The organism is Hylemonella sp. GW821-FHT12C09 (genome assembly GCF_058807395.1).
The window spans coordinates 115030-139799 of the sequence record NZ_JBXAQQ010000011.1 but is presented as its reverse complement, the minus strand read 5'-3'; the positions used below and the strand labels follow the sequence as shown (position 1 = coordinate 139799).

Below are 24770 nucleotides of genomic sequence, written 5' to 3'. Positions count from 1 at the left end.
GGCCTTCAGGGCTTCAGGTGGGTCAGGAGCTTGTGGCTCAGTACGCTGGCAACGTCCGCCCAGTCGGCGGATACCCCGATTGTAGAAAGATCGATGCTTTGCAGCCCGGCATAGCCACAGGGATTGATACGTGAGTAGGGTTCGAGGTCCATGGCCACATTCAGCGCCAGGCCGTGGTAGGTGCAGTTGCGGCTGACCTTGATGCCCAGCGCGGCGATCTTGCCCAGCCCCGTGAAGTCGGGCGCACCCGAGGCGGCGCCCTTCTGAGGGCGTTGTTTCAGCAGGGTGTGCGAGCTCGGGTTGTCCAGCCGCACGTAGATGCCGGGCGCCCCGGCCACGCGATGGCCCGTCACGCCGTAATGTGCCAGGGTGCGGATCACGGCCTCTTCGAGCCGGTAGACGTATTCCTTGACAAAATACCCGGCCCGCTTGAGGTCGATGAGCGGATAGGCCACGACCTGACCGGGGCCATGGTAGGTCACCTGGCCGCCGCGATTGGTGGCGACCACCGGGGTGTTGCCCGGCACCAGCACATGACCGGCCTGGCCGGCCAGGCCCTGCGTGAAGACCGGCGGGTGTTCGCAGATCCACAGCGCGTCGGGCGTGTCGGCCGCGCGGACGGCAGTGAAATCCTGCATGGCAGCATAGGTCGGCGCATAGTCCACCCAGCCCAGCAGGCGCAGATCCATCAGAGGACCACTTTCACCATGGGGTGTGTGGACAGCGTGCGATAGAGCTCGTCGAGCTGTTCGCGGCTGGTGGCCGTGATGGTGATGGTCACGCCCAGGTAGTTGCCGCCCTTGCTTTCGCGCAGCTCCACGGTGGCGGCGTCGAAGCCGGGGTCAAACTCGCGGGCCACCATGGTCACGGCGTGCACAAAACCCTCGGCCTTGGCCCCCATCACCTTGATGGGAAAACGGCAGGGGTATTCGATCAGGCTGTCGGTGCGCGAGGGGCTGGAGGGGGGTGTGCTCATGCGGGGCGGCGCAGGCGAGCCTGCAGTTTGGCGGCCTGGTAGCCGGCGTAGAGTTGGGCGTAGACGGGGCCGGGGAGGCCGTCACCCACGGGCTGGCCGTCGATGCGGGTCACGGGCAGCACTTCCTTGGTGGCCGAGCTCAGCAGGACTTCGTCGGCCGCCAACACGTCCTCGCGGGAGATGCCGCGGAGTTCGAAGGAAATGCCATGGGTGCTGCAGATTTCTTCCAGCAGGCCGTAGCGTATGCCTTCGAGCACCAGGTTGTCGCGGGGCGGGCCCATCAGTACGCCATCCTTGACGATCCAGACATTGCTGGACGCGCCCTCGCTGAGCTGGCCTTCGCGAAACATGATGGTCTCGGTGGTGCCGGCGTCCACGCTGATCTGGCGCGCCAGCACCGCGCCCAGCAGGCTGGTGCTCTTGATATGCGCCTTCTCCCAGCGGAAATCCTTGGCTGTCACGCAACTCACGCCAGCCTGGCGCAGGCTCTCGGCGGGGCGTTTCATGGTGTTGGTCATGACAAACACCGTGGGGGTGAGACCCGGCAGCATGGCGTGGTCGCGCATGGCCACCCCGCGCGTGACTTGCATATAGACCATCTGTTCGATCTTTTCCGGGTCCTCGCCCGTGCTGCGCGCGAAGTCGGCGACCAGTCGCTCGGCGATCGCCCGCCATTGGCTGGGTGTGTGCGGGTTGGGGATGCGCAGTTCGGCCAGGCTGCGGTCCAGGCGGGCCATGTGCTGCTCGAATCGGAACAGGCAGCGGCCATAAACCGGGACCACCTCATAGACGCCATCGCCAAAAATGAAGCCGCGGTCCATGACGCTGACTTTTGCGTCCGGTAGCAGTGTGTACTCACCATTGAGATAGCAGGGCAGGGCGGGCAGAGCGGCAGATGACATGGTCAAATTATGGCAGCAAGGGGGGTGGCAATGAGGTGGCTGCGCTGGCGCGGGCCGAGCGGTGAAGCCATATGGGGACGCTTTTTTAATGTTCTAGTCAGGTACTGGTCAAATGGCTCGGGTTTCTACGTATAATCTAAGGCTTTGTGGCGTTGCCAAAGCTGGATCCGGGTGTGATTTGACATGTCTAAATTGGCATCAGGACCGCGGGGTGGCGCACAAGACGAGGCTACGGAGTCGGATTTCACGCCGCTGAGCGCCCAAGAGGCGCAGGCGCTGCGGGAGCGCAACCCATCGGTTTCTCCCTGGTGGGTGGTGATGGCTCAGGTGGTGGTCGGGGCGGTGGCGGCTTTGCTGGCCTGGCTCCTGACCGGTTCGCCTTCGGTGGCCTGGTCTCTTGCATATGGTGCGTTGGCGGTGGCCCTGCCGGCCGCCTTGTTCGCGCGGGGCCTGGGTGGTCGCCTGGCGTCGGTGAATCCGATGACGGCGGCCGTCGGCTTCCTGGTATGGCAGATGGTTAAGTTGGCCTTGACGATGGCAATGTTGTTTGCCGCGCCCAGGCTGGTGGTGGCGCTGAGTTGGCCGGCCCTGCTGGTGGGCCTGGTGCTGGCGTTGAAGGTGTATTGGGTGGCGTTGAGATTCGCGCCACGGAACATGAAACTTTGAGACGAGTAAACAGATGAGTGCTGAAACCGGACTGACCGCAGGCGAGTACATCGTTCACCACCTGCATCATCTGCAAAACCAGGCGCCCAAGTCGGTTGCCGACTTCTCGGTTTTCAACTTCGATTCCCTGTTCTTCTCGATTTCCCTCGGGGTGTTGGGCTGCTGGCTGCTCTGGCTGGCTGCGCGCAAGGCCACGTCGGGTGTGCCGGGTCGTTTCCAGGCCGCGGTGGAGATCCTGGTCGAGATGGTCGATGCGCAGGCCAAGGGCATCGTGCACAACGCCGAAAGCCGCAAGTTCGTGGCTCCTCTGGCGCTGACCGTGTTCGTCTGGATCTTCCTGATGAATGCGATGGACCTGCTGCCGGTCGACCTGATCCCGGCCCTGTGGCACAGTGCTGGCCCGGCGGTGGGCATGAAGGATTACATGCGTGTGGTGCCTACAGCCGATCTGTCGGTCACCATGGGCCTCTCCCTGGCCGTGCTGCTGATCTGCATTTACTACAACATCAAGATCAAGGGCGCAGGCGGCTGGATCCATGAGCTGTTCACCGCCCCCTTTGGTGCCCACCCGCTGCTGTGGCCCTTCAACTTCATGATGCAGATCATCGAGTTCATCGCCAAGACCGTTTCACACGGCATGCGACTGTTCGGCAATATGTATGCCGGCGAACTGATCTTCATGCTGATCGCCCTGATGGGCGGTGCCTGGTCGATGTCGGCCACCGGCATCGGCCTGGCCATCGGTCACGTCATCGCGGGCACAGCCTGGGCGATCTTCCACATCCTGATCATCACGTTGCAGGCCTTTGTGTTCATGATGCTGACCTTGGTCTACCTCGGTCAGGCGCATGACGCGCATTGAGTCCCGCTATTCCCTTTTTCCTTTCTCTTTTTAACCAAGTCCTTTAGGAGTCATCATGGAAGTTATCAGCTTTGTCGCTCTGGCCGCTGGCCTGATCATCGGTCTGGGTGCTGTCGGCGCTTGTATCGGCATCGGCATCATGGGCAGCAAGTATCTTGAGTCCGCTGCACGTCAGCCCGAACTGATGGGCGAACTGCAGACCAAGATGTTCCTGCTGGCCGGTCTGATCGACGCCGCTTTCATTATCGGTACCGGTATTGCGCTGTGGTTTGCCACTGCCAACCCCTTCCTGGCCCAAATCGCCAACCTGCCGAAGTAAGCTCCGCCGGACACAAAACATTCCCCGGCGTGCGTGGGCACGTCAGGGTGAAGGATGAAACATGAGCATTACCGGTACCCTCATCATTCAGATGATCGTGTTCCTGATCCTGGTCGGGTTCACGATGAAGTTTGTGTGGCCTCCGATTGCCAAGGCGCTGGATGAGCGCGCGCTGAAGATCGCCGACGGCCTCGCTGCTGCCGACAAGGCCAAGTCCGAACTTTCCGCCGCCAACAAGCGCGTGGAAGACGAGCTGGCGAAGTCGCGCAATGAGACGGCCGCCCGCCTGGCTGATGCCGAGCGTCGCGCGCAGACCATCATCGAGGAAGCCAAGGCCAGGGCGACGGAAGAGGGCAACAAGATTGTTGCCGCTGCCAAGTCCGACGCCGAGCAGCAGACGGTCAAGGCACGTGAGGCCCTGCGTGAGCAGGTGGCCGCACTGGCCGTCAAGGGCGCCGAGCAGATTCTGCGCAAGGAAGTCAACGCCAGCGTCCATGCGGACCTGCTGGGTCGTTTGAAGACTGAGCTGTAAGAGGATCCCATGGCTGAACTCGCCACCATTGCCCGTCCCTACGCTGAAGCGCTTTTCAAGGCGACCGCGGCCGATCTGGCCGGTGCGGCCGTCTGGGTCGAGGAGCTGGCTGTGATTGCGGGCAATCCGCAGCTGCAGCAGTTTGCCGAAAACCCGAATGCGACGGCACAGCAGGTATTCGACGTGATCGCCGGGGTGGCCAAGGCTCCCCTGAACGATGCCGCCAAGAACTTCCTGCGCACCGTCATCGACAACGGTCGTCTGAGCGTGCTGCCGGAAATCGCGGCCCAGTTTCGCACCCTGAAGAACGCCCAGAGCGGCTCTTCTGATGCCGTCGTGTACAGCGCCTTTGCCATCGATGGCGCGGCGCTGGCCGACGTCAAGGCGACGCTGGAAAAGCGCTTCGGTCGCAAGTTGAATGTGTCCGTCGAATTGCAGCCCGAGCTGATCGGTGGCATCCGCGTGGTGGTCGGTGACGAGGTGCTCGACACCTCCGTCAAGGCCCGTCTGGAACAAATGAAAGTGGCTCTCACTGCCTGAGGCGTCCCGCCCGAGCTGTCAGCCCAACCCAAGGAAAGAAGGAAAGAGTCATGCAACTCAATCCCGCAGAAATCTCTGAACTGATCAAGAGCCGGATTCAAGGCCTGTCCGCCAGCGCCGACATCCGTAACCAGGGTACCGTGGTGTCCGTGACCGACGGCATCTGCCGTATCCACGGCCTGTCGGATGTGATGCAGGGCGAAATGCTCGAATTCCCGGCTGGCAAGGATGGCCAGCCCACCTACGGCCTGGCCCTGAACCTCGAGCGCGACTCCGTCGGCTCCGTGATTCTGGGCGAGTACGAGCACATCTCCGAAGGCGACACCGTCAAGTGCACGGGCCGTATTCTGGAAGTGCCGGTCGGTCCCGAGCTGATCGGTCGCGTGGTCAACGCGCTGGGTCAGCCGATCGACGGCAAGGGTCCGATCAACGCCAAGATGACCGACGTGATCGAGAAGGTCGCCCCGGGCGTGATCGCGCGCCAGTCGGTAGACCAGCCCATGCAGTCCGGCCTGAAGTCGATCGACGCGATGGTGCCGGTCGGCCGCGGCCAGCGCGAGCTGATCATCGGCGACCGCCAGACCGGCAAGACCGCCGTGGCCATCGACGCCATCATCAACCAGAAGGGTCAGAACATGACCTGCGTTTATGTCGCGATTGGCCAGAAGGCCTCCAGCGTCAAGAACGTGGTGCGTGCCCTGGAGCAGGCCGGCGCGATGGAATACACCATCGTCGTGGCTGCCACCGCTTCCGAATCCGCTGCCATGCAGTATGTGTCGGCCTACTCGGGCTGCACCATGGGCGAGTATTTCCGCGACCGCGGCGAGGACGCCCTGATCGTCTATGACGACCTGTCCAAGCAGGCCGTGGCCTACCGCCAGGTTTCGCTGCTGCTGCGTCGTCCCCCGGGCCGCGAAGCCTACCCCGGCGACGTGTTCTATCTGCACAGCCGTCTGCTGGAGCGTGCCGCTCGCGTGAACGCCGACTACGTCGAAGCCTTCACCAAGGGCGCCGTCAAGGGCAAGACCGGTTCGCTGACCGCACTGCCGATCATCGAAACGCAAGCCGGTGACGTGTCCGCCTTCGTGCCGACCAACGTGATCTCGATCACCGATGGCCAGATCTTCCTGGAAACCAGCCTGTTCAACGCCGGCATCCGCCCTGCCATCAACGCCGGTATCTCGGTGTCGCGCGTCGGTGGCGCTGCCCAGACCAAGCTGATCAAGAACCTGTCCGGTGGTATCCGTACCGACCTGGCCCAGTACCGTGAGCTGGCTGCCTTCGCGCAGTTTGCTTCCGATCTGGACGAGGCCACCCGCAAGCAGCTGGACCGCGGTGCCCGCGTGACCGAGCTGCTCAAGCAGGCGCAGTACAGCCCGCTGTCCATCAGCCTGATGGCCGCTTCGCTGTTCGCGGTGAACAAGGGTTTCCTGGACGACATCGACGTCAAGAAGGTGCTGCCCTTCGAGCACGGCCTGCACGCCTACCTCAAGGACAAGCATGCTGCGCTGCTGGCCAAGCTGGAAGCTGCCAAGGCCATGGACAAGGATGCCGAAGCCGAGTTGAGCGCTGCAATTGCCGCGTTCAAGAAGACCTTCGCCTGATTCCGACCTGACGATCCAAGGAGCCACTCATGGCAGCAGGTAAGGAAATACGCGGCAAGATCAAATCGGTGGAAAACACCAAGAAGATCACCAAGGCCATGGAAATGGTGGCCGCATCCAAAATGCGCAAGGCGCAGCAGCGGATGCGCGCGGCCCGTCCCTACAGCGAAAAGGTGCGCAACATTGCCGCCAACCTCGGCAAGGCCAACCCGGAGTACACGCATCCGTTCATGCGAGTGAACGATGCCAAGACGGCCGGCATGATCGTCGTGACCACGGACAAGGGTCTGTGCGGCGGCCTCAACACCAACGTGCTGCGTGGCGTGACCAACAAGTTGCGCGAGTTGCAGGGCGAAGGTGTCGGCATGCAGGCGGTGGCCATTGGCAACAAGGGCCTGGGTTTCCTCAACCGCATCGGGGCCAAGGTGGTCTCGCAGTCGACCCAGCTCGGCGATACGCCGCATCTGGAAAAGCTGATCGGCCCAGTCAAGGTGCTGCTCGACGCCTACGCGCGTGGCGAACTGAATTCGGTGTACCTGTGCTACACCAAGTTCATCAACACCATGAAGCAGGAGCCGGTGGTCACGCAGTTGCTGCCCTTGTCGGCGGCCAAGATGGAAGCCGAGGCGCAAGCCAGCGGCCCCCAGCATGGCTGGGACTACATCTACGAGCCCGATGCCCAGGCCGTCATCGACGAACTGCTGTTGCGCTACGTCGAGGCGCTGGTTTACCAGGCCGTGGCCGAGAACATGGCTTCGGAGCAGTCGGCCCGGATGGTGGCCATGAAGGCTGCCACTGACAACGCAGGCAGCGTGATCGGTGAACTCAAGCTGGTCTACAACAAGACGCGTCAGGCAGCGATCACGAAAGAGCTGTCGGAAATCGTGGCGGGTGCGGCTGCTGTTTAAAACAGCACTCCGGTCTGACCTTTGGTACGTTAAAGATTCAAATTTTTGGAGCGAAAAATGGCTCAAGCAAACTCGCAAGTGCAGGGAAAAATTGTTCAGTGTATTGGCGCCGTGGTGGACGTCGAGTTCCCGCGCGACAAGATGCCTGGCATCTATGACGCCCTGAAAATGGACGGCTCGTCCCTGACGCTCGAAGTGCAGCAGCAGCTTGGCGACGGCATCGTGCGTACCATTGCCCTGGGTTCGTCCGACGGCCTTCGCCGCGGCATGATCGTGCAGAACACCGAGCAGCCCATCATGGTGCCGGTGGGCAAGGCCACGCTGGGCCGCATCATGGACGTGCTGGGCGCGCCGATCGACGAGCGTGGTCCGGTGAATGCCGAGAAGACCATGTCGATCCACCGCAAGGCTCCCGCTTACGACGAGCTGAGCCCCTCGCAGGAATTGCTGGAAACCGGCATCAAGGTGATTGACCTGGTGTGCCCCTTCGCCAAGGGCGGCAAGGTGGGCCTGTTCGGCGGCGCCGGCGTGGGCAAGACCGTGAACATGATGGAGCTGATCAACAACATCGCCAAGGCGCACTCGGGCCTGTCCGTGTTTGCCGGCGTGGGCGAGCGTACCCGTGAGGGCAACGACTTCTATCACGAGATGGCCGACTCCGGCGTCGTGAAGCTCGACAACCTGGCCGAATCCAAAGTGGCCATGGTCTATGGCCAGATGAACGAGCCCCCGGGCAACCGTCTGCGCGTGGCCCTGACCGGCCTGACCATCGCCGAGTCCTTCCGGGACGAAGGCCGCGACGTGCTGTTCTTCGTGGACAACATCTACCGCTACACCCTGGCCGGTACCGAAGTGTCCGCGCTGCTGGGCCGCATGCCTTCCGCCGTGGGCTACCAGCCGACGCTGGCCGAGGAAATGGGCCGCCTGCAAGAGCGGATCACGTCGACCAAGGTCGGCTCGATCACCTCGATCCAGGCCGTGTACGTGCCGGCCGACGACTTGACCGACCCGTCCCCCGCCACCACCTTCGCCCACCTGGACTCCACCGTGGTGCTGAGCCGTGACATCGCGTCGCTGGGTATCTATCCCGCCGTGGACCCGCTGGACTCCACCAGCCGCCAGCTGTCGCCCGACGTCGTGGGTGAAGACCACTACAACACGGCTCGCGCCGTGCAGGGCACGCTGCAGCGCTACAAGGAACTGCGCGACATCATCGCGATTCTGGGTATGGACGAGTTGGCGCCGGAAGACAAGCTGACCGTGGCCCGCGCCCGCAAGATCCAGCGTTTCCTGTCGCAGCCTTTCCACGTGGCCGAGGTGTTCACGGGTTCCCCGGGCAAGTACGTGCCCCTGGCCGAGACCATCCGCGGCTTCAAGATGATCGTCAATGGCGAGTGCGACCACCTGCCCGAGCAGGCCTTTTACATGGTCGGCACCATCGACGACGCCTTCGAAAAAGCCAAGAAGATCTAATCCCGCGGGCCCACCGGAGTCACCATGAACACGATCCACGTCGATGTGGTCAGTGCCGAAGATGCCATCTTCTCGGGCGAGGCGCGTTTTGTCGCGCTGCCTGGCGAAGCCGGCGAACTCGGCATCTACCCGCGTCACACCCCGCTGATCACCCGCATCAAGCCGGGCTCGGTGCGCATCGAAATGGCTGACGGCAAGGAAGAGTTCGTCTTCGTCGCCGGCGGCATCCTCGAGGTGCAGCCTGACTGCGTCACCGTCCTGTCCGACACCGCCGTACGTGGCAAGGACCTGGACGAAGAGAAGGCCAACGAAGCCAAGCTGGCTGCCGAAGAAGCGATCAAGAACGCCAAGAGCGAGATCGATATCGCGCGTGCCACCTCCGAGCTGGCCATTGCCGTGGCCGAGATGGCGGCGGCTCGCAAGTTCCTGCAGAAGAAGTAAATCCAGTTCAGCTGCGGTCCACGTGACCGCACTGCACCAAAGGCCCTGACTTGTGAACGCAGGGCCTTTGTCTTTGGGGCGGGCGCCAGCGATAAATGCACCGACGGCGGGCGGGATGGGCGCACTGGAGGAAAATCAGGCGATCGGACATATCTGGCATGAACTACACCTCACCTCGCTGGCTGCCCGGCGGGCATCTGCAGACCATCTGGGCCGCGCTGTATGCACGCCGTGTGCAGGGACCGCAACCGCAGTTCCGGCGCGAGCGCTGGGACACCCCGGATGGCGATTTCATCGATGTCGACTGGCTGCAGGGCCCGGCAGGGAATACCTTGCTCGTGCTCTTCCATGGGCTGGAGGGCTCTTCGCAAAGCCAGTACGCACAGGCTTTCGCCGGCTTTGCGCGAGCGCGTGGCCTGTCCTATGCCGTGCCGCATTTCCGGGGTTGCAGCGGGGAACTCAACCGCGCGCCGCGCGCCTACCACTCGGGCGATTGGCAGGAGATCGACTGGATCCTGAGGCAACTGCGCAGCTGCCATGCCGGCCCCATCGTCGCCCTGGGCATCTCGCTGGGTGGCAATGCCCTGATGCGTTGGGCCGGCGAACTGGGCGAGGCAGCTGCTACGGTTGTCAGCGCCGTGGCCAGTGTGTGCTCGCCGCTGGACCTGGCTGCTGGCGGCCATGCGATCGGGCGCGGTTTCAACCGGCAGGTTTACACGCGCATGTTCCTGCGCACCATGAAACCCAAGGCCCTGGCCAAGTGGCATCAACACCCGGGCCTGTTCGATCGCGACGCCTTGCTGCGCGCGCGTGATCTCTACACCTTCGACAACCTCTTCACCGCGCCATTGCACGGCTTCAAGGGCACCGAGGACTACTGGGCAAGGGCCTCGGCCAAACCGCATCTGCATCGCATCCGCATTCCGGCGTTGGCCCTCAATGCGCGCAACGACCCCTTTGTGCCGGCCCGCAGCTTGCCGCATTCCGGCGAAGTGGGGAACTGGGTGACGCTGTGGCAGCCCGAGCACGGCGGGCACGTGGGGTTCCCCGACGGGCGCTGGCCGGGCCATGTGCACACCATGCCGGAAGCCGTGGGCGCGTGGTTGTTGCAGGTCGCAGGCGTGCAGGAGCCGCAACGTGGATGACATCGTAAGGCTGGCCATGGCCAAGTGGCCCAACGTGCCCGACTGCTATGGCTGGCTCGGGCTGGATGCGCGCGGCAACTGGTACATGCGCGACGACCGCGCCCAGGCGGCGGGTGCCTTCGACAGCGGCGTACCGGGGTCCAAGGGCTCCTTGTTAAAACACGAGAAGCTGATCGATTTCATCCAGCGCAACTATGCCGCCGATGCCCAGGGCCGCTGGTTCTTCCAGAACGGGCCGCAGCGTGTCTACGTGGAGCTGGACGTTACACCCTGGATCTGGCGTATCGACGACGATGGCACGGTGCGCGCGCACAGTGGTGAGCTGGTCACCGTGCAGCGCTGCCTGCTGGACGAGCTGGGACGCGTCTATCTGCAGGCCGAACGCGGCCTGGGCCTGGTGCACACGCAGGATGTCGCACGCGTGGCAGAGCGGGTGGAAGCCGGGTACTGGGCACCCGAACAGGAGCCCGCGGCCAGCCTGCCCGGACGGTATGGCTATGTGCGCAGTCCACAGCGCGACAGGCCGGCACAGGGTGAAAGCCCATAATTCCTCCGACAGGGGTGCGCGGACGCATGCCGACGCAGACGAGGAGACAGCATGGGTGTGAAGGACTTGTTCCGGCTCGATGGCCGCGTGGCGCTGATCACCGGCGGTTCGCGCGGCCTGGGCCTGCAGATGGCCGAGGCACTGGGCGAGATGGGCTGCCGCCTGGCGCTGACGGCGCGCAAGGCCGATGAGCTGGAGGCCGCACGACTGCATTTGCAGGCCCAGGGCCTGGAGGTGCTGTGTATTGCTGGCGACCTGCAGCAGACGGAAGGCATCCCGGCCATGGTGCAGCAGGTGATGGCCCGCTACGGCCAGATCGACATCCTGGTCAACAATGCGGGCGCCACCTGGGGTGCCCCGGCCGAGGATTATCCGGATGCCGCCTGGCACAAGGTGATGAACCTCAACATCAATGCGCCATTCTTTCTGTCGCGTGAGGTGGGCCGGTGCAGCATGATCCCGCGCCAGCAAGGCAAGATCATCAACATTGCTTCGGTGGCGGGTCTCAAAGGCACGGCCCCGGGCGTGCACACCATCGCCTACAACACCTCGAAGGCCGCGTTGATCAACTTCACGCGCACCCTGGCGGCCGAATGGGGGCGTTACAACATCAACGTCAACGCCCTTTGCCCGGGTTTTTTCCCCTCGAAGTTGTCCGCCGGCCTGCTGGAGCAGGTGCAGGACGCCGTGATCGCGCGCGCACCGCTGCACCGCATCGGTGGCGAGGAAGACCTCAAGGGCTCGGTGGTGTTCCTGGCCAGCGCAGCCTCACGCCATATCACCGGCCAGTACCTGGCGGTGGATGGCGGCAGCAGCATCGTCTGAAAGGCAGGTCCCATGTCCTCTGGCCACAACATCCGCCATTTCCCGCATTGGCCGCCAGGGCTGCCGCGCCAGCTGACGCTGCCGCAGACCAGCCTCTGGTACAACGTCGAGGTCGCGGCGACACGTTATCCCGATAAGCCGTTCATCGTCTATTACGACACGCCGCTGAGCTACGCCAGGTTCCGCGACGAGTGTGAACGCGTTGCCGGCTGGCTCCAGCAGGCGTGTGGCGTCAAGGCCGGTGACCGTGTGCTGCTCTACATGCAGAACAGCCCGCAGTGGGTGGTCGCCTACTACGGCATCCTGCGCGCCAACGCGGTGGTGGTCCCGATCAACCCCATGAACCGCACCGAAGAGCTTCGCCATTACGTGAGCGACAGTGGCGCGAGCACGGCCCTGGTGGCGCAGGACTTGTACCCCCAGATCGCACCGCTGCAGGGCGGAGCCGCCGGGTCGGGCCTGCAGCACCTGGGGGTGGCGGCCTACAGCGACTACCTGCGCGAGCCCACAGATCTGGCTGTGCCGCCTTTCGTGGCCGCACCGCGAGAGCAGATCACCGCGCCGGGGGTCACGCTCTGGGCCGATCTGCTGCGACAAGACCATCGGCCCGGCCCGCACACCGCCGGTCCGGACGACCTGTGCGTGATGCCCTACACCTCGGGTACCACGGGCCAGCCCAAGGGCTGCATGCACACCCATCGCAGCACCATGAGCACACTGGTGGGGGGCGTGCAGTGGTTCAACCGGACGCAGGACGCGGTGTATCTGTCCGTGCTGCCTTTTTTCCACGTGACGGGCATGTCGGGCAGCATGAACGGGCCGATCTTTGCAGGCGCGACCATCGTGCTGCTCACGCGCTGGGACCGTGACGTTGCAGCACAGTGCATCCAGCGCCATCGCATCGGCATTTGGCAGGCCATCTCGACCATGGTGGTGGATTTCCTCTCGAACCCGCGACTGGGTGACTACGACCTCTCCAGCTTGCAGGGTGTGCGCGGCGGCGGCGCGGCCATGCCGGAGGCGATCGCCAAGAAGCTCAAGGACCTGACGGGGCTGGACTACGTGGAGGGCTACGGCATGTCCGAGACGCTGGCCGCCACGCACATCAACCCGCCGCACCGCCCCAAGCCCCAATGTCTGGGTATCCCGGTCTTCGATGTCGACGCGCGCGTGCTGGATCCGCAGACGCTGCAGGAAGTGGCAGCGGGTGAGACCGGCGAGATCGTGGTGCATGCGCCCCAGGTCATGCAGGGTTACTGGCGCCAGCCTGAAGCGACGGCGCAGGCTTTCCTGGAGATCGAGGGCAAGCGTTTCCTGCGCACGGGCGACCTGGCCTATGTGGACCAGGATGGCTATTTCTTCATGGTGGATCGGCTCAAGCGCATGATCAATGCCTCGGGCTACAAGGTCTGGCCGGCCGAGGTCGAGGCCCTCATGTACAAGCACCCGGCCATCCACGAGGCGTGTGTGATCGGCGCCCACGACGCCAAGCGGGGCGAGACCGTCAAGGCCCTGGTGGTGCTCAAGGAAGAGACACGTGGCAAGGTGAGCGAGCAGGACATCATCCACTGGTCGCACGAGCACATGGCAGCCTACAAGAGTCCGCGCATCGTGGAGTTCGTGAGCACCTTGCCCAAGTCGGGGACCGGCAAGATCCTGTGGCGCGAGCTGCAGGAGCAGGAGCTGGCTCGCAAATGAACGTCGATCTGGAACAGGCGCTGGCCGCCCCCTTCGGCACGATTACCGGGTTGATCCACCTCCATGCGCAACAGGCGCCGCTGCGCCGTGCGCTGGCGCAAGACGGTCAGGTCCTGACCTATGCCGAACTCGACGCGCACATGGACCGCGTTGCCGCGGCGCTGCAGCGCGATGGCGTCCTGCCCGGCGAGGCCATCGCCATCTGTGCCGCTACCTCCATCGCTTATGCGGTGTCCTACCTGGGCGCATTGCGTGCCGGTGTGGTCGTGGCACCGCTGGCGCCGGGCGCCACCGCTGAAAGCCTGGCCGACATGCTGCACGACGCCGGGGCACGGCTGCTGTTCACCGACTGCAGCGTGGCCGAGGTCCTGGGCAGCCGGGCTGCCACCGTGCCGCGCATCGCGCTGGACGAGTCGGCGGCGGGCCGACCCTGGACGCAGTGGTTGGCCCCGCAGGAGACCAAGCCTCAGCATGCGCAGGTCGATGCCCAGTGGCCTTTCAACATCATCTATTCCTCGGGTACCACGGGTCAGCCCAAGGGCATCGTGCAGCCGCATGGCATGCGCTGGGCGCATGTGCAGCGAGGGGCCACGTATGGTTATGGCGCCGACACGGTGACCCTGCTGTCCACCCCCTTGTATTCCAACACCACACTGGTGGTGTTCTTCCCCACGCTGGCCTACGGTGGCACCGTGCTGCTGATGGGCAAGTTCGATGCGCTCGCGTACCTCGCCCTGGCGTCGAAAGAGCGCGTCACGCACACCATGCTGGTGCCGGTGCAGTACCAGCGCCTGATGGCGCGAGCGGATTTCGGGGACTACGACCTTTCCAGTTTCCGCATTAAGTTCTCCACCAGTGCACCGTTTTCAGCGGTGCTCAAGGCCGATGTGCTCCAGCGCTGGCCCGGTGGGCTGGTGGAGTTCTACGGCATGACCGAAGGGGGCGGCACTTGCATCCTGGAGGCGCATCTGCATCCGGACAAGCTGCATACGGTGGGTCGGCCGGCGCAGGGGCACGACATCCGCCTGATCGACGAAGACGGCCGCGAAGTCCCCCCAGGAGCGGCGGGTGAAGTGGTGGGCCACTCGCCCGGCATGATGAAAGGCTATCACCAGCGCCCCGAGCAGACGCGCGAGGCCGAGTGGTTCGATCCGCAGGGCAAACGGTTCATCCGTACGGGTGACATCGGCCGATTTGACGCCGACGGTTTCCTGACCCTGTTCGATCGACGCAAGGACATGATCATTTCGGGCGGCTTCAATATCTACCCCAGCGACCTGGAGGCTGTGCTGCGTGGCCATCCGGCCGTGCACGATGTCGCTGTGGTGGGTGTGCCCTCAGAGCAATGGGGCGAGACACCGGTGGCCTTCGTCGTGCGCCAGCCGGGTCAGGAGCCGGCGGCCGATGCCCTGCGGCTGTGGGCCAACGAACGCGTGGGCAAGACCCAGCGCCTGGCCGACCTGCGTTACCTTGACGAACTGCCTCGCAGCGCCATCGGCAAGGTGCTCAAGCGCGAGCTTCGTGATCTGTACCGCGCCTGAAGTGGTCGCACGCCATGAAAAAAGCCGGTCATGGACCGGCTCTTTTTTTCATGGCTCGGGAAAGCCTTACTTGGCGGCTTCCGGTGCCTTCGGTTCGGCGAACTTGGCGCCACCCGCATTGGCCATGTAAGCCACCGCACGGGCGATCTCGACGTCGGAGTGGTCGCCACCACCTTGCGGTGCCATGGCACCCTTGCCCTTGAGCGCGGAGTTCACCAGGCTGTCCAGGCCGGTCTTGATGCGTGCGCCCCAGGCGCCCTTGTCGCCAAACTTGGGCGCACCCGCCGCGCCGGTGCCGTGGCAGGCCACGCACTGGGCCTGGTAGACGGCTTCGCCGCCCTTGAGCTGGCGGTTGGCATCGCGAATCTCGACGGTGCCGACTTTCTGCACGCGCTCGGACACTGACTTTTCCATATTGCTCGCACCGGCGGCGGGCTTCTTGTCGGAGGTGACGAAGAACACCAGGCCGATGATGATGAACACGGGCAACACGAAAGAGAAAATGGAAACCCACATCATCTGCTGGGGCGTCTTGATCGGGCCGGTATGGTCTTCGTGCTGCTGCTCGCTCATGGTGTCCTCGGTAATTCTGATGGTTTGATCTAAATCAGCCATTGATTATAACGGTCGCCCGGACCGAAACCGCCTACAATCCCAGGCTCCAGCGTACGCGGCTGTAGCTCAGTGGATAGAGTATTGGCCTCCGAAGCCAAGGGTCGTGGGTTCGATCCCCGCCAGCCGCACCAATCATCTGAAAAACTCGCGTATCTCCTTGATCCGTAAGAGTTTTCTGTCAAGCCAAGCACGGGCATGCTCCTGTCCCGAGCGCATTCCTCGACACCGGGTCAGATCGCCTGCCTTCTGAAGCCGGACTCAGTCCAATTGCCGCTGCACATGCAGCAGCAGGCCCGCGCAGGCGTCCTCCACCAGGTCCAGCACCTGCTCAAAGCCCTGTTCGCCACCGTAGTAGGGGTCGGGCACGCCTTCTGCCGTGCGCTGCAGGCAGAAGTCCGTGAAGCGGCGGAGCTTGTGCCATTGGCCGGGTGGGCAGAGTTCGCGCGCGTGTTCGTGGTTGTCCTGGTCCATGACCAGCACGAGGTCGTAGCGTTCGAAATCCCGTGGCAGCAGCTGGCGCGCGCGCAGATCTGAAAGGTCGTAGCCGCGTTGGGCGGCATGCTGCTGCGAGCGTTCGTCGGGCGGGCGACCGGCATGGTAGCCGTGCGTGCCGGCCGAATCGACCTGCACCCGGGGTGCGAGGCCGTGTTCGAGCAGTTGGTGGCGGAACACGCCATGCGCGGTCGGGCTGCGGCAGATATTGCCCATGCAGACGAAGAGGACGGCGTAGTCCTTCACGTGCCCTCGTCCTTTTTCAGCTGCAGTGCCGCCTCGTAAAGGGCGTTGCGTGACGTGCCCGTGATCTCGGCTGCCAGGCGAACGGCCGTCTTGAGCGGCAGTTCGGCCAGCAGCAGGGTGAGCACGCGCAGGTCGGGGCCGCTCTCGCTGGTCTGCGCCTGCAAGGGGTGCAGCACGAGCACGAATTCACCGCGTTCACGCTTTTCGTCCGCGGCCAGCCAGGCGCCCAGTTCCGCCGCCGGCAGGGTGACCAGCTGCTCGAATTGCTTGGTCAGTTCCCGTGCAACGGTCAGGGGGCGGGAGCCCAGCAGGGCCAGCGCGGTTGCCAGCGCCCCGACGCGATGCGGCGCTTCCAGCAGCACGATCGCCCGCGCTTCACTGGCCAGGGCCTGCAAGGCGGCCGTGCGCTCGCCGGCCTTGGGGGGCAGGAACCCGGCGAACACGAAGGCACCGGCCTCGTCAACCACGCCCGCCACACTGAGCGCGGCGGTGATGCTGCTGGCACCGGGCAGGGGGACGATGGGCAGGCCTGCGGCGCGCACCGCGGCCACCAGGCGCGCGCCGGGGTCGCTGATGGCGGGGGTGCCGGCATCGCTGACATAGGCCAGGCGCTGGCCAGCCTGCAGACGCGCGACGACCTGCTGCGCGGCCTCGGCCTCGTTGTGCTGGTGCAGGGCGATCAGGGCGGCCGAGGGGCGGTCGATGCCATAGGCGCGCAGCAGGCTCTGGGTATGGCGCGTGTCCTCGCAGGCCAGGGCGTCGACCAGCTGCAACACGTGCAGGGCGCGTAGCGAGATGTCGGCCAGGTTGCCGATCGGGGTGGCCACCACATACAGCGCTCCCTGCGGATAATGCTGGGCAGCGGCCGCGTCATGCGCGGCGGACAGGGCGGAGGCGTAAGTAGCGTTCAATGGTGTTCCCCAAGTGGCCGGCGGCAGCTGGCAAACCCAGCACCCGGCAGGCCGGTGAGGCTGCCGAGGCGCAGGCCCTGCAGCATCTGCAGGCGGCCGGTCTGCGGCTGCTTGAGCGCAATTATCGGACGCCCGGGCGCGGTGGCGGCGAGATCGACCTGATCATGCGTGCGGCCGATGGCACCCTGGTCTTCGTGGAGGTGCGCCAGCGCGCCGGTGCCGGGCATGGCGGGGCGGCGGCCAGCGTGGGTGCCACCAAGCAGCGGCGCATCGTGCTAGCCGCGCGCCATTACCTGCTGCGCTGGCAGGTGCCGCCACCTTGCCGCTTCGATGTGGTCGCGCTCGACGGCGCCGGCCTGCAGTGGCTCCAGGCCGCCTTCGACGCGGCCTGAACGGTCAGCGCCATCCCGGGCGCCCCAGAGGGACAAAGGCGGCGGCTGGCGGTTATCATAGGGCCATGCTTGAGCAACGCATTGAACAACACTTCATCGACAGCGCCGACCTGAAGTACCAGGCGGCCCAGGTCCTGAGCAAACCCATCGCGGCCGCGGTGCAGGCCATCCTGGCCTGCGTCACCAATGGCGGCAAGGTGCTGGTTTGCGGCAACGGCGGCTCCGCTGCCGACGCCCAGCATTTCGCCGCCGAATTCATCGGCCGTTTCGAGCGCGAGCGCCCCGAACTCGCCGCCATTGCGCTGACCACCGACAGCTCCATCCTGACGGCCATTGCCAACGATTACGACTTCAATGTGATCTTCTCGCGCCAGGTGCGCGCCCTGGGCCAGCCCGGCGACGTGCTGCTGGCGATTTCGACCAGCGGCAACTCGGCCAATGTGCTGGCCGCCATTGATGCCGCGCACGAGCGCGAGATGGTGGTGGTGGGCCTGAGCGGACGCAACGGCGGCAAGATGACCGGTGCCCTGCGCGAAACCGATGTCCACATCTGCGTGCCGCACGAGCGTACCGCACGCATCCAGGAAGTGCATCTTCTGACGCTGCATTGCATCTGCGATGCGGTCGATCACCAACTGCTCGGGGAACAGGAAAACAATCCATGACAAAGCTGCCAGTCCGACGACTCTGCGTGATCCTGCTGATGTCCGTGCTGGCAGGGGCCGGCCTGAGCGCCTGTGCGCCCCTGCTGGTGGGCGGCGCCGTCGTCACGGGCATGTCGGCCTCTGACCGCCGTACCGCTGGAGCACAGCTCGAGGACGAGCGCATCGAGTCACGTGGTGCAGCCCGCCTGCGCGAACACCTGGGCGAGCGCGTGCACATCAACATCACCAGCTACAACCGCCAGGTGTTGCTCAGCGGCGAAGTGCCCAACGAGCAGGACAAGCAGCTTGCCGAGCAGGTGGTCTCCCGCATCGAGAACGTGCGCGCCATCGTCAACGAGCTGACCGTGCTGGGCCACTCCACGCTGACGCAGCGCTCTTCGGATGCGCTGGTCACGGGGCGGGTCAAGTCCAACCTGATCGACGCCAGGGACATCAGCGCCAGCGCCTTCAAGGTGGTGACCGAGCGCGGCGTGGTCTTTCTGATGGGACGCGTGACCGCACGCGAGGCCGATCGGGCCACCGATCTGGCGCGTCGCAGCAGTGGCGTGCAGAAGGTTGTGCGCCTGTTCGAGATCATCACCGAGGAAGACCTGCTGGAGATGCAGTCCCAGCCCGGCAGTTCTTCGGGCGGCCCATCACCCTCATCGGCCAGCGGCCGGGCCATGTAGTTCCGGCTGGCTGGCCTGCTCAGGGCTGGCGGTCTTTATTTGCGCAGGCGGCGAACCAGGCTGGAGGTGTCCCAGCGGCCCCCGCCCATTTCCTGCACATCACCATAGAACTGGTCCACCAGCGCGGTCACCGGCATGCGCGCGCCATTGCGCCGCGCTTCGTCGAGCACCAGTCCCAGGTCCTTGCGCATCCAGTCCACGGCAAAACCGAAGTCGAACTGGTCGGCCACCATGGTCTTGCCGCGATTGTCCATCTGCCAGCTCTGGGCTGCGCCCTTGCCGATCACCTCCAGCACCAGGTTCATGTCCAGCCCGGCCTGCTGGCCGAAGGCCACGGCTTCGGCCAGGCCCTGGATCACGCCGACGCAGCAGACCTGGTTGGCCATCTTGGCCAGTTGGCCGGCTCCGCTGTCGCCGATGCGTGTGAAAGCACGCGAGTAGGCCATGGCGGGCGGCTTCACGGTGTCGAAAGCGGCCGGATCACCCCCGCACATGACCGTGAGCATGCCGTTCTGGGCGCCAGCCTGCCCCCCGGATACCGGCGCGTCGACGAATTGCAGCTTGCGCTCACGCGCGGCTGCATACAGCTCGCGCGCCACTTCGGCCGAGGCCGTGGTGTGGTCGGCAAACACAGCGCCGGTCTTCATGCCGGCGAAGGCGCCATCCGGCCCCAGCACCACGCTGCGCAGGTCTTCGTCGTTGCCGACGCAGGCATAAACGATGTCAGCCCCGGTCGCCGCTTCACGTGGCGTGGCTACCGCTGCACCCCCGAACTCCTGCGCCCAGGCCTGGGCCTTGGCGGCGGTGCGGTTGTAGACCGTGACCGCATGTCCGGCGCGCGCCAGATGTCCGGCCATGGGGTAGCCCATCACGCCCAGGCCGAGGAAGGCGACCTTGCGGGAGGGGGTGGGGTCGTAGGTTTTGGGGTTGAGGCTGGGCATGGCTGGCTCCTGAAACAGGGCGTGGTCTGACGCTTGAGGCATCAGACCACGCGGCGGGCTGACGCAGCCCTTAAACGATGGCGAAGTTTTCCGTACCTGCTGCCAGATCCTGCGACTTGCCCCGCTGGCTGTTGAGCTTGATCTGCAGGCGCAGGTCATTGAGCGAGTCGGCGTTGCGCAGCGCGTCTTCGTAGGTGATCTGATTGCTTTCGTAGAGGTCGAACAGGGCCTGGTCGAAAGTCTGCATGCCGATGTTACGGCTCTTCTTCATGATCTCCTTGACCTCGGAGACCTCGCCCTTGAAGATCAGATCGGAGATCAGCGGCGAGTTGAGCATGACCTCTACGGCCGCGATACGCCCCTTGCTGTCCTGCTTGGGGATCAGGCGCTGCGAGACCAGGGCGCGCAGGTTGAGCGACAGGTCCATCAGCAGCTGGGGGCGGCGCTCTTCGGGGAAGAAGTTGATGATGCGGTCCAGGGCCTGGTTGGCGCTGTTGGCGTGCAAGGTGGCCAGGCAGAGGTGACCGGTTTCGGCGAAGGCCACGGCGTGTTCCATGGTCTCGCGGTCACGGATCTCGCCCATCAGGATCACGTCGGGCGCCTGGCGCAGCGTGTTCTTGAGCGCGATTTCCCAGCTGTCGGTGTCCAGGCCCACTTCACGCTGTGTGACCACGCAGTTCTTGTGCGGGTGCACGAACTCCACCGGGTCCTCCACGGTGATGATGTGACCTTGCGAGTTTTCATTGCGCCAGTCCACCATGGCTGCCAGCGTGGTGGACTTGCCCGAGCCGGTGGCGCCCACCATGATGCACAGGCCGCGCTTGGCCATGGTCACTTCCTTGAGGATTTGCGGCACACCCAGGGTGTCGATGGTGGGCAGCACGGCGGGGATGACCCGCAGCACCAGGCCGACCTTGCCCTGCTGGATGAAGGCATTGGCGCGGAAGCGTCCGACGTTGGGCGGCGAGATCGCGAAATTGCATTCCTTGGTGCGCTCGAACTCCGCGACCTGCTTGTCATTCATGACAGAACGCGCCAGGGCCATGGTGTGGGCCGCGCTCAGGGGCTGGGGCGAGACCTTGGTGATCTTTCCGTCCACCTTGATGGCGGGCGGAAAGTCGGCGGTGATGAACAGGTCGCTGCCGTTGCGGCTGATCATCAGCCGCAGCAGGTCGTTGATGAATTTGGTTGCCTGGTCGCGCTCCATGAGAGCACCTCCTTCCTGGTGCGTCCTGCCTCAGCGGCGGGACGCGTGGTTTGCTCGTCCTCCCTCGGCTTCAGCCGGGGAAGTTTTCCGGGATCTTGGCCTTGCCGCGGGCTTCGGCGGCGCTGATGACGTTGCGCTTGACCAGCTCGGTCAGGTTCTGGTCGAGCGTCTGCATGCCCACGCTGTTGCCGGTCTGGATGCTGGAGTACATCTGGGCCACCTTGGCTTCGCGGATCAGGTTGCGGATGGCCGGCGTGCCCAGCATGATCTCGTGCGCCGCCACGCGGCCCTGGCCGTCCTTGGTCTTGCACAGGGTCTGCGAGATCACGGCCTGCAGCGATTCGGACAGCATGGCGCGGATCATCTCCTTTTCCTCGGCCGGGAACACGTCGATGATCCGGTCGATGGTCTTGGCCGCGCTGGACGTGTGCAGGGTGCCGAAGACCAGGTGGCCCGTTTCGGCCGCCGTCATGGCCAGGCGGATGGTTTCCAGGTCACGCATTTCGCCCACCAGGATGGCGTCCGGGTCTTCGCGCAGCGCGGACTTGAGGGCCGCGGCAAAACTCAGGGTGTGCGGACCCACCTCGCGCTGGTTGATCAGGCACTTCTTGGACTCGTGCACGAATTCGATCGGGTCTTCCACCGTCAGGATGTGGCCGAACTCGGTCTCGTTCAGGTAGTTGACCATGGCGGCCAGGGTGGTGGACTTGCCCGAGCCCGTGGGGCCGGTCACCAGTACCATGCCGCGCGGCTTGAGCGCCAGGTCGCCGAAGATCTTGGGCGCGTTGAGCTGCTCCAGCGTCAGGATCTTGCTCGGGATGGTCCGGAACACGGCGCCGGCGCCGCGGTTGTGGTTGAAGGCATTGACACGAAAGCGCGCCAGGCCATCGATCTCGAAGGAGAAGTCGATTTCCAGGAACTCTTCGTAGTTCTTGCGCTGGGTGTCGTTCATGATGTCGTACACCATGGCGTGCACTTCCTTGTGCGACAGGGCATCGACGTTGATGCGTCGCACATCGCCGTGCACGCGGATCATCGGCGGCAGGCCGGCGGAGAGGTGCAGGTCGGAAGCCTTGTTCTTGACGCTGAATGCCAGCAGTTGAGTAATGTCCACGTGTCCCTCGATCGATGTATGCGTACTTTGCTAAGCTTGCCGGTCAATTATGACCGTGATTGCCACCCAGCTCCAAGCCGTTCATGCCCGCATGGCCGCCGCATGTCATGCGGCCGGACGTGACCCGGCCAGCGTGCTGTTGCTGGCGGTTTCAAAAACCTTCGGCCCCGATGTGGTGCGCGCAGCACACGCGGCCGGGCAGACGGCCTTTGGGGAGAACTACATCCAGGAGGCCGTGGACAAGATGGCCGTGCTGGAGGGGCTGCCCCTGCAGTGGCACTGCATCGGCCCGATCCAGAGCAACAAGACGCGCCTGGTGGCCGAGCACTTTGCCTGGGCGCAGACCGTGGATCGTCTCAAGATCGCGCAGCGACTCAGCGAACAGCGTCCGGCCCACCTGCCTCCCCTGCAGATCTGCCTCCAGGTCAATGTGGACGGCGGGGCGACCAAGTCGGGTGTGGCACCTGCGGACCTGCCGCTGCTGGCCCATGCGGTGGCGGCGCTGCCCCGGCTGCACTTGCGCGGCCTGATGTGCATCCCCGATCCCCAGCCGGACTTCGAAGGCATGAAGACCGTGTTCCTGCGGGCCAGGGAGCTGTATGAGCAGTTGCGTGCCCAAGGGCTGGCGCTGGACACCCTGTCCATGGGCATGAGTGCCGACCTCGAGGCGGCCATCCATGCCGGCAGCACGCTGGTACGCGTGGGCACGGCCATCTTTGGTGGCCGCAGCTACGTCGCCCAGGCCTAGTACTGCGCCCCAGAAGTATCGAAACATGAAAGCGCGCCTTCGCGCGCATGGCCGCGTTGCAAATCCTCGCCATAGCGAAGGCTAGGGCTGTGGTTTGCGCCTTGCCCTGCGCACGAATTCATCGCTTTCATCATGTTCCTCTACCTCTGGGGTGCAGTACTAGTCGATGGTCGCGTTCAGGCGCGGCATCAGCTCTTCAGCCATGAACTGCATCGAACGCTGGGCCAGGGCCGCGTCCTCGAGGTGCTCGCACACATAGGCTTCGCTCTGACCCAGAGCGGTCGGCCAGCGGCATGGCCTCGCGGTCCTCGCGCAGGGTCGCGCGGATGGCGCGCCCCGGGGGGCGGGCATCATGAACATGCCGAGTTTCAAGGGGTTCCTCTCGATGGGGATCGGTAGACGGCATCGGCCGGCGCAGGGCTTAGCCCCACGCCCTGCTGGAATTGGCCGTTGCAGAACAGCAGCGGTGCGGTGGCGCTGTGGGCGTAATGCTCCACCTCCCCCAGGAAGAGGACGTGGTCGCCCACCGGCTGGTCGCCGACGATGCGGCACTCGATGCTGGCCGCGCAGCCCACCAGCACCGGCTGCTCGTGCCGGCCCGCGCTACAGTCCACGCCGGCAAACTTGTCGGGGGCCGGGCGTGCGAAGCGCTGCGCCAGCTCCAGCTGTTCCAGCGCCAGCACATTGACCACGAAGCGCCCGGCGGCGCGAAACCCGGCCAGGCTGGGCGAGTGCAGGGCCAGGCTCCAGAGCACGATGGGGGGAGCCAGGGAGACCGTGTTGAAGGAATTGGCCGTCACGCCCAGGCGCTGCCCTTCGGGGGTGCGCGCGGTGATCACGGTCACGCCGGTGCCAAAGCGCCCGAAGGCGCGGCGCAGGTCCAGGGTGTCGGGGGCGGGAGAGGCCGGGGGCTGGTAACTTGCCATGCCCTATTTTTGGTGATCAATTGATCAACATCAATCCCGGGTTTACCCGTGGCCGGGACCTGAGCCTGGGTTCAGGGCTGGGCGAGGAAGTCGAGCACGTGGCGGCTGAAGCCGTCGGGATTTTCAAGGTGCAGGATGTGCGGCCCGGCCAGCGCGGCATAACGTGCCCCGGGCGTGAGCCGGGCGTAGCCCTCGATCTGGGATGCGGCCACGGCTTGGTCGTCCCGGCCTGCGATGAAGAGCGTGGGCACCTGCAACTGGCCCAGGCGGTCCTGCAGGTGCAGGCCGGCCAGCGCCCGGGCGCTGGCGGCGTAGCCGAGCGGCGGGCAGGCCAGCAACTGCTGGCGCACCTCCTCGACGACGGCCGGTTGTCGGGCCAGGAAGGCGGGGGTGAACCAGCGCTCCAGGGTGGGCGCGACCACCGGTGCCATGCCCTGCTGCTCGACCAGGGTGGCGCGTTGTTGCCACATGCCGGTCGCAGCGGCATCCATCTCCAGGCGGGAGCAGGCCACGACCAGCGATTCCACGCGCTTGGGCGCGCGCAAAGCGAGCGCCACGCCGATGCAGCCACCCAGCGAGAGGCCTAGAACATGGCTGCGCGCGATGCCCAGCGCCTCCCAGAGCTGCTGCACCTGGGCGGCGAGATCGTCCATCGTGTCGTGTGCGCCGGCTGCGCCGCCGTGGGCATGGGTATTGACGGCCAGCACGCGGAAGTCGCGGGACAGGGCCGGCAGCAGCGCATCCCAGATCCGCAGGTTGGCGCCGATGGGATGGCTCAGGGTCAGCCAGGGGGCATCGGCCGGGCCGTGCAGGGTGTGTTCGAGGACGGTGCTCATGGCGGCGCACTGCTGAGTTGGTTGCGGGGG

General features: G+C 64.9%; 29 protein-coding genes and 1 tRNA gene. 19 read left to right on the top strand and 11 right to left on the bottom strand.

What is annotated here, in order from left to right; translation table 11 throughout:
* Positions 1 to 5: 5 nt before the first annotated feature.
* The 3 genes from lipB to AC1RRP_RS17010 are packed head-to-tail and all read right to left on the bottom strand — an operon-like array spanning position 6 to position 1878.
* Complete coding sequence (lipB, locus tag AC1RRP_RS17020) at positions 6 to 689, bottom strand: lipoyl(octanoyl) transferase LipB (protein WP_493038265.1); 684 nt, start codon at positions 687 to 689, stop codon at positions 6 to 8.
* Positions 689 to 976 carry a YbeD family protein gene (locus AC1RRP_RS17015; RefSeq protein WP_493038263.1) on the bottom strand — a complete coding sequence of 96 codons (288 nt, stop codon included), beginning with the start codon at positions 974 to 976 and terminating at the stop codon, positions 689 to 691. Before AC1RRP_RS17015 ends, lipB begins: the two co-directional genes overlap by 1 nt.
* A complete protein-coding gene (locus AC1RRP_RS17010; RefSeq protein ID WP_493038261.1) occupies positions 973 to 1878 on the bottom strand; it encodes a D-amino acid aminotransferase in 906 nt (301 codons plus the stop codon). The genes AC1RRP_RS17015 and AC1RRP_RS17010 overlap by 4 nt, the downstream gene beginning before the upstream one ends.
* 183 nt (positions 1879 to 2061) lie before the next feature.
* Between AC1RRP_RS17010 and AC1RRP_RS17005 the strand changes: the two genes are divergently transcribed.
* The 14 genes from AC1RRP_RS17005 (at position 2062) to AC1RRP_RS16940 (ending at position 14979) form a co-directional block, all read left to right on the top strand.
* Entirely contained in the window at positions 2062 to 2544 is a 483-nt protein-coding gene (locus AC1RRP_RS17005) for an ATP synthase subunit I (protein WP_493038259.1), read from the top strand.
* Between the two features lie 13 nt (positions 2545 to 2557).
* A complete protein-coding gene (atpB, locus tag AC1RRP_RS17000; protein ID WP_493038257.1) occupies positions 2558 to 3406 on the top strand; it encodes a F0F1 ATP synthase subunit A in 849 nt (282 codons plus the stop codon).
* A gap of 55 nt (positions 3407 to 3461) precedes the next feature.
* Positions 3462 to 3725, top strand: coding sequence for a F0F1 ATP synthase subunit C (atpE, locus tag AC1RRP_RS16995; RefSeq protein WP_007830191.1), 264 nt, complete (start codon positions 3462 to 3464; stop codon positions 3723 to 3725).
* Between the two features lie 61 nt (positions 3726 to 3786).
* Complete coding sequence (locus AC1RRP_RS16990) at positions 3787 to 4257, top strand: F0F1 ATP synthase subunit B (RefSeq protein WP_057674117.1); 471 nt, start codon at positions 3787 to 3789, stop codon at positions 4255 to 4257.
* A gap of 9 nt (positions 4258 to 4266) precedes the next feature.
* On the top strand, positions 4267 to 4797 hold the full coding sequence (locus tag AC1RRP_RS16985) for a F0F1 ATP synthase subunit delta (RefSeq protein ID WP_493038253.1): 531 nt from the start codon (positions 4267 to 4269) through the stop codon (positions 4795 to 4797).
* Between the two features lie 50 nt (positions 4798 to 4847).
* A complete protein-coding gene (gene atpA, locus AC1RRP_RS16980) occupies positions 4848 to 6401 on the top strand; it encodes a F0F1 ATP synthase subunit alpha (protein ID WP_493038252.1) in 1554 nt (517 codons plus the stop codon).
* 29 nt (positions 6402 to 6430) lie between these two features.
* On the top strand, positions 6431 to 7309 hold the full coding sequence (gene atpG, locus AC1RRP_RS16975; protein ID WP_493038250.1) for a F0F1 ATP synthase subunit gamma: 879 nt from the start codon (positions 6431 to 6433) through the stop codon (positions 7307 to 7309).
* Between the two features lie 57 nt (positions 7310 to 7366).
* Positions 7367 to 8782 (top strand): F0F1 ATP synthase subunit beta, encoded by a 1416-nt coding sequence (atpD, locus tag AC1RRP_RS16970; protein WP_493038248.1) that lies wholly within the window; start codon positions 7367 to 7369, stop codon positions 8780 to 8782.
* A gap of 24 nt (positions 8783 to 8806) precedes the next feature.
* Positions 8807 to 9223 (top strand): F0F1 ATP synthase subunit epsilon, encoded by a 417-nt coding sequence (locus tag AC1RRP_RS16965; RefSeq protein ID WP_493038246.1) that lies wholly within the window; start codon positions 8807 to 8809, stop codon positions 9221 to 9223.
* Positions 9224 to 9381: 158 nt separating this feature from the next.
* The gene (locus AC1RRP_RS16960; protein WP_493038244.1) at positions 9382 to 10368 is read left to right on the top strand and encodes a YheT family hydrolase; all 987 of its coding nucleotides are present in this window, start codon (positions 9382 to 9384) and stop codon (positions 10366 to 10368) included.
* A complete protein-coding gene (locus AC1RRP_RS16955) occupies positions 10361 to 10915 on the top strand; it encodes a DUF2946 family protein (protein WP_493038242.1) in 555 nt (184 codons plus the stop codon). The genes AC1RRP_RS16960 and AC1RRP_RS16955 overlap by 8 nt, the downstream gene beginning before the upstream one ends.
* A gap of 51 nt (positions 10916 to 10966) precedes the next feature.
* Positions 10967 to 11740, top strand: a complete 774-nt coding sequence (locus AC1RRP_RS16950; RefSeq protein WP_493038240.1) for an SDR family oxidoreductase — start codon at positions 10967 to 10969, stop codon at positions 11738 to 11740.
* Between the two features lie 12 nt (positions 11741 to 11752).
* Positions 11753 to 13438, top strand: a complete 1686-nt coding sequence (locus AC1RRP_RS16945) for a long-chain fatty acid--CoA ligase (RefSeq protein ID WP_493038238.1) — start codon at positions 11753 to 11755, stop codon at positions 13436 to 13438.
* Positions 13435 to 14979 (top strand): class I adenylate-forming enzyme family protein, encoded by a 1545-nt coding sequence (locus AC1RRP_RS16940; protein WP_493038236.1) that lies wholly within the window; start codon positions 13435 to 13437, stop codon positions 14977 to 14979. Before AC1RRP_RS16945 ends, AC1RRP_RS16940 begins: the two co-directional genes overlap by 4 nt.
* Positions 14980 to 15045: 66 nt before the next feature.
* On the opposite strand, the gene AC1RRP_RS16935 is transcribed toward AC1RRP_RS16940, so the two are convergent.
* Entirely contained in the window at positions 15046 to 15552 is a 507-nt protein-coding gene (locus tag AC1RRP_RS16935) for a c-type cytochrome (protein WP_493038234.1), read from the bottom strand.
* Positions 15553 to 15649: 97 nt separating this feature from the next.
* On the opposite strand from AC1RRP_RS16935, the gene AC1RRP_RS16930 reads away from it, so the two are divergent.
* Positions 15650 to 15725 (top strand) — tRNA-Arg (locus AC1RRP_RS16930).
* Positions 15726 to 15852: 127 nt separating this feature from the next.
* On the opposite strand, the gene AC1RRP_RS16925 is transcribed toward AC1RRP_RS16930, so the two are convergent.
* Both AC1RRP_RS16925 and rsmI read right to left on the bottom strand, forming a co-directional pair.
* Positions 15853 to 16332 (bottom strand): low molecular weight protein-tyrosine-phosphatase, encoded by a 480-nt coding sequence (locus AC1RRP_RS16925; RefSeq protein WP_493038232.1) that lies wholly within the window; start codon positions 16330 to 16332, stop codon positions 15853 to 15855.
* Positions 16329 to 17243, bottom strand: coding sequence for a 16S rRNA (cytidine(1402)-2'-O)-methyltransferase (gene rsmI, locus AC1RRP_RS16920; protein WP_493038230.1), 915 nt, complete (start codon positions 17241 to 17243; stop codon positions 16329 to 16331). The genes AC1RRP_RS16925 and rsmI overlap by 4 nt, the downstream gene beginning before the upstream one ends.
* Here rsmI and AC1RRP_RS16915 point away from each other — a divergent pair.
* The 3 genes from AC1RRP_RS16915 to AC1RRP_RS16905 all read left to right on the top strand — a co-directional run bounded on the left by AC1RRP_RS16915 (position 17243) and on the right by AC1RRP_RS16905 (position 18968).
* A complete protein-coding gene (locus AC1RRP_RS16915; RefSeq protein ID WP_493038228.1) occupies positions 17243 to 17635 on the top strand; it encodes a YraN family protein in 393 nt (130 codons plus the stop codon). The two genes, rsmI and AC1RRP_RS16915, sit on opposite strands and share 1 nt — an antisense overlap.
* Before the next feature lie 65 nt (positions 17636 to 17700).
* Positions 17701 to 18300 carry a phosphoheptose isomerase gene (locus tag AC1RRP_RS16910; RefSeq protein WP_493038226.1) on the top strand — a complete coding sequence of 200 codons (600 nt, stop codon included), beginning with the start codon at positions 17701 to 17703 and terminating at the stop codon, positions 18298 to 18300.
* Complete coding sequence (locus AC1RRP_RS16905; RefSeq protein ID WP_493038224.1) at positions 18297 to 18968, top strand: BON domain-containing protein; 672 nt, start codon at positions 18297 to 18299, stop codon at positions 18966 to 18968. The genes AC1RRP_RS16910 and AC1RRP_RS16905 overlap by 4 nt, the downstream gene beginning before the upstream one ends.
* Before the next feature lie 35 nt (positions 18969 to 19003).
* Here the strand turns inward: AC1RRP_RS16905 and AC1RRP_RS16900 are convergent, their stop codons facing one another.
* The 3 genes from AC1RRP_RS16900 to AC1RRP_RS16890 all read right to left on the bottom strand — a co-directional run bounded on the left by AC1RRP_RS16900 (position 19004) and on the right by AC1RRP_RS16890 (position 22230).
* Positions 19004 to 19909, bottom strand: coding sequence for an NAD(P)-dependent oxidoreductase (locus tag AC1RRP_RS16900; RefSeq protein ID WP_493038222.1), 906 nt, complete (start codon positions 19907 to 19909; stop codon positions 19004 to 19006).
* Positions 19910 to 19979: 70 nt separating this feature from the next.
* Positions 19980 to 21116: a PilT/PilU family type 4a pilus ATPase gene (locus AC1RRP_RS16895; RefSeq protein ID WP_493038220.1), complete on the bottom strand. Its 1137-nt coding sequence runs from the start codon at positions 21114 to 21116 to the stop codon at positions 19980 to 19982.
* 70 nt (positions 21117 to 21186) lie between these two features.
* Entirely contained in the window at positions 21187 to 22230 is a 1044-nt protein-coding gene (locus tag AC1RRP_RS16890; RefSeq protein WP_493038218.1) for a type IV pilus twitching motility protein PilT, read from the bottom strand.
* Between the two features lie 49 nt (positions 22231 to 22279).
* Here AC1RRP_RS16890 and AC1RRP_RS16885 point away from each other — a divergent pair, with 49 nt between their 5' ends.
* The gene (locus tag AC1RRP_RS16885) at positions 22280 to 22978 is read left to right on the top strand and encodes a YggS family pyridoxal phosphate-dependent enzyme (protein ID WP_493038216.1); all 699 of its coding nucleotides are present in this window, start codon (positions 22280 to 22282) and stop codon (positions 22976 to 22978) included.
* A 368-nt stretch (positions 22979 to 23346) separates the two neighbouring features.
* Here the strand turns inward: AC1RRP_RS16885 and AC1RRP_RS16880 are convergent, their stop codons facing one another.
* Both AC1RRP_RS16880 and AC1RRP_RS16875 read right to left on the bottom strand, forming a co-directional pair.
* Positions 23347 to 23904 (bottom strand): flavin reductase family protein, encoded by a 558-nt coding sequence (locus AC1RRP_RS16880; protein ID WP_493038214.1) that lies wholly within the window; start codon positions 23902 to 23904, stop codon positions 23347 to 23349.
* Positions 23905 to 23975: 71 nt separating this feature from the next.
* On the bottom strand, positions 23976 to 24740 hold the full coding sequence (locus AC1RRP_RS16875) for an alpha/beta fold hydrolase (protein ID WP_493038212.1): 765 nt from the start codon (positions 24738 to 24740) through the stop codon (positions 23976 to 23978).
* Positions 24741 to 24770 lie beyond the last annotated feature (30 nt).

Excerpts from the sequence above, each read along its gene's own strand:
- AC1RRP_RS16900 (WP_493038222.1), bottom strand. The coding sequence starts at position 19,909 with ATGCCCAGCCTCAACCCCAAAACCTACGACCCCACCCCCTCCCGCAAG.
- AC1RRP_RS16960 (WP_493038244.1), top strand. The coding sequence starts at position 9,382 with ATGAACTACACCTCACCTCGCTGGCTGCCCGGCGGGCATCTGCAGACC.
- AC1RRP_RS16950 (WP_493038240.1), top strand. The coding sequence starts at position 10,967 with ATGGGTGTGAAGGACTTGTTCCGGCTCGATGGCCGCGTGGCGCTGATC.
- AC1RRP_RS16990 (WP_057674117.1), top strand. The coding sequence starts at position 3,787 with ATGAGCATTACCGGTACCCTCATCATTCAGATGATCGTGTTCCTGATC.
- AC1RRP_RS16940 (WP_493038236.1), top strand. The coding sequence starts at position 13,435 with ATGAACGTCGATCTGGAACAGGCGCTGGCCGCCCCCTTCGGCACGATT.
- AC1RRP_RS16985 (WP_493038253.1), top strand. The coding sequence starts at position 4,267 with ATGGCTGAACTCGCCACCATTGCCCGTCCCTACGCTGAAGCGCTTTTC.
- AC1RRP_RS16885 (WP_493038216.1), top strand. The coding sequence starts at position 22,280 with ATGACCGTGATTGCCACCCAGCTCCAAGCCGTTCATGCCCGCATGGCC.
- AC1RRP_RS16895 (WP_493038220.1), bottom strand. The coding sequence starts at position 21,116 with ATGGAGCGCGACCAGGCAACCAAATTCATCAACGACCTGCTGCGGCTG.
- AC1RRP_RS16880 (WP_493038214.1), bottom strand. The coding sequence starts at position 23,904 with ATGGCAAGTTACCAGCCCCCGGCCTCTCCCGCCCCCGACACCCTGGAC.
- AC1RRP_RS17005 (WP_493038259.1), top strand. The coding sequence starts at position 2,062 with ATGTCTAAATTGGCATCAGGACCGCGGGGTGGCGCACAAGACGAGGCT.
- atpA (WP_493038252.1), top strand. The coding sequence starts at position 4,848 with ATGCAACTCAATCCCGCAGAAATCTCTGAACTGATCAAGAGCCGGATT.
- AC1RRP_RS16965 (WP_493038246.1), top strand. The coding sequence starts at position 8,807 with ATGAACACGATCCACGTCGATGTGGTCAGTGCCGAAGATGCCATCTTC.
- AC1RRP_RS16905 (WP_493038224.1), top strand. The coding sequence starts at position 18,297 with ATGACAAAGCTGCCAGTCCGACGACTCTGCGTGATCCTGCTGATGTCC.
- lipB (WP_493038265.1), bottom strand. The coding sequence starts at position 689 with ATGGATCTGCGCCTGCTGGGCTGGGTGGACTATGCGCCGACCTATGCT.
- AC1RRP_RS16945 (WP_493038238.1), top strand. The coding sequence starts at position 11,753 with ATGTCCTCTGGCCACAACATCCGCCATTTCCCGCATTGGCCGCCAGGG.
- atpE (WP_007830191.1), top strand. The coding sequence starts at position 3,462 with ATGGAAGTTATCAGCTTTGTCGCTCTGGCCGCTGGCCTGATCATCGGT.
- AC1RRP_RS16875 (WP_493038212.1), bottom strand. The coding sequence starts at position 24,740 with ATGAGCACCGTCCTCGAACACACCCTGCACGGCCCGGCCGATGCCCCC.
- AC1RRP_RS16915 (WP_493038228.1), top strand. The coding sequence starts at position 17,243 with ATGGTGTTCCCCAAGTGGCCGGCGGCAGCTGGCAAACCCAGCACCCGG.
- AC1RRP_RS16910 (WP_493038226.1), top strand. The coding sequence starts at position 17,701 with ATGCTTGAGCAACGCATTGAACAACACTTCATCGACAGCGCCGACCTG.
- AC1RRP_RS17015 (WP_493038263.1), bottom strand. The coding sequence starts at position 976 with ATGAGCACACCCCCCTCCAGCCCCTCGCGCACCGACAGCCTGATCGAA.
- atpB (WP_493038257.1), top strand. The coding sequence starts at position 2,558 with ATGAGTGCTGAAACCGGACTGACCGCAGGCGAGTACATCGTTCACCAC.
- atpD (WP_493038248.1), top strand. The coding sequence starts at position 7,367 with ATGGCTCAAGCAAACTCGCAAGTGCAGGGAAAAATTGTTCAGTGTATT.
- AC1RRP_RS17010 (WP_493038261.1), bottom strand. The coding sequence starts at position 1,878 with ATGTCATCTGCCGCTCTGCCCGCCCTGCCCTGCTATCTCAATGGTGAG.
- atpG (WP_493038250.1), top strand. The coding sequence starts at position 6,431 with ATGGCAGCAGGTAAGGAAATACGCGGCAAGATCAAATCGGTGGAAAAC.
- AC1RRP_RS16935 (WP_493038234.1), bottom strand. The coding sequence starts at position 15,552 with ATGAGCGAGCAGCAGCACGAAGACCATACCGGCCCGATCAAGACGCCC.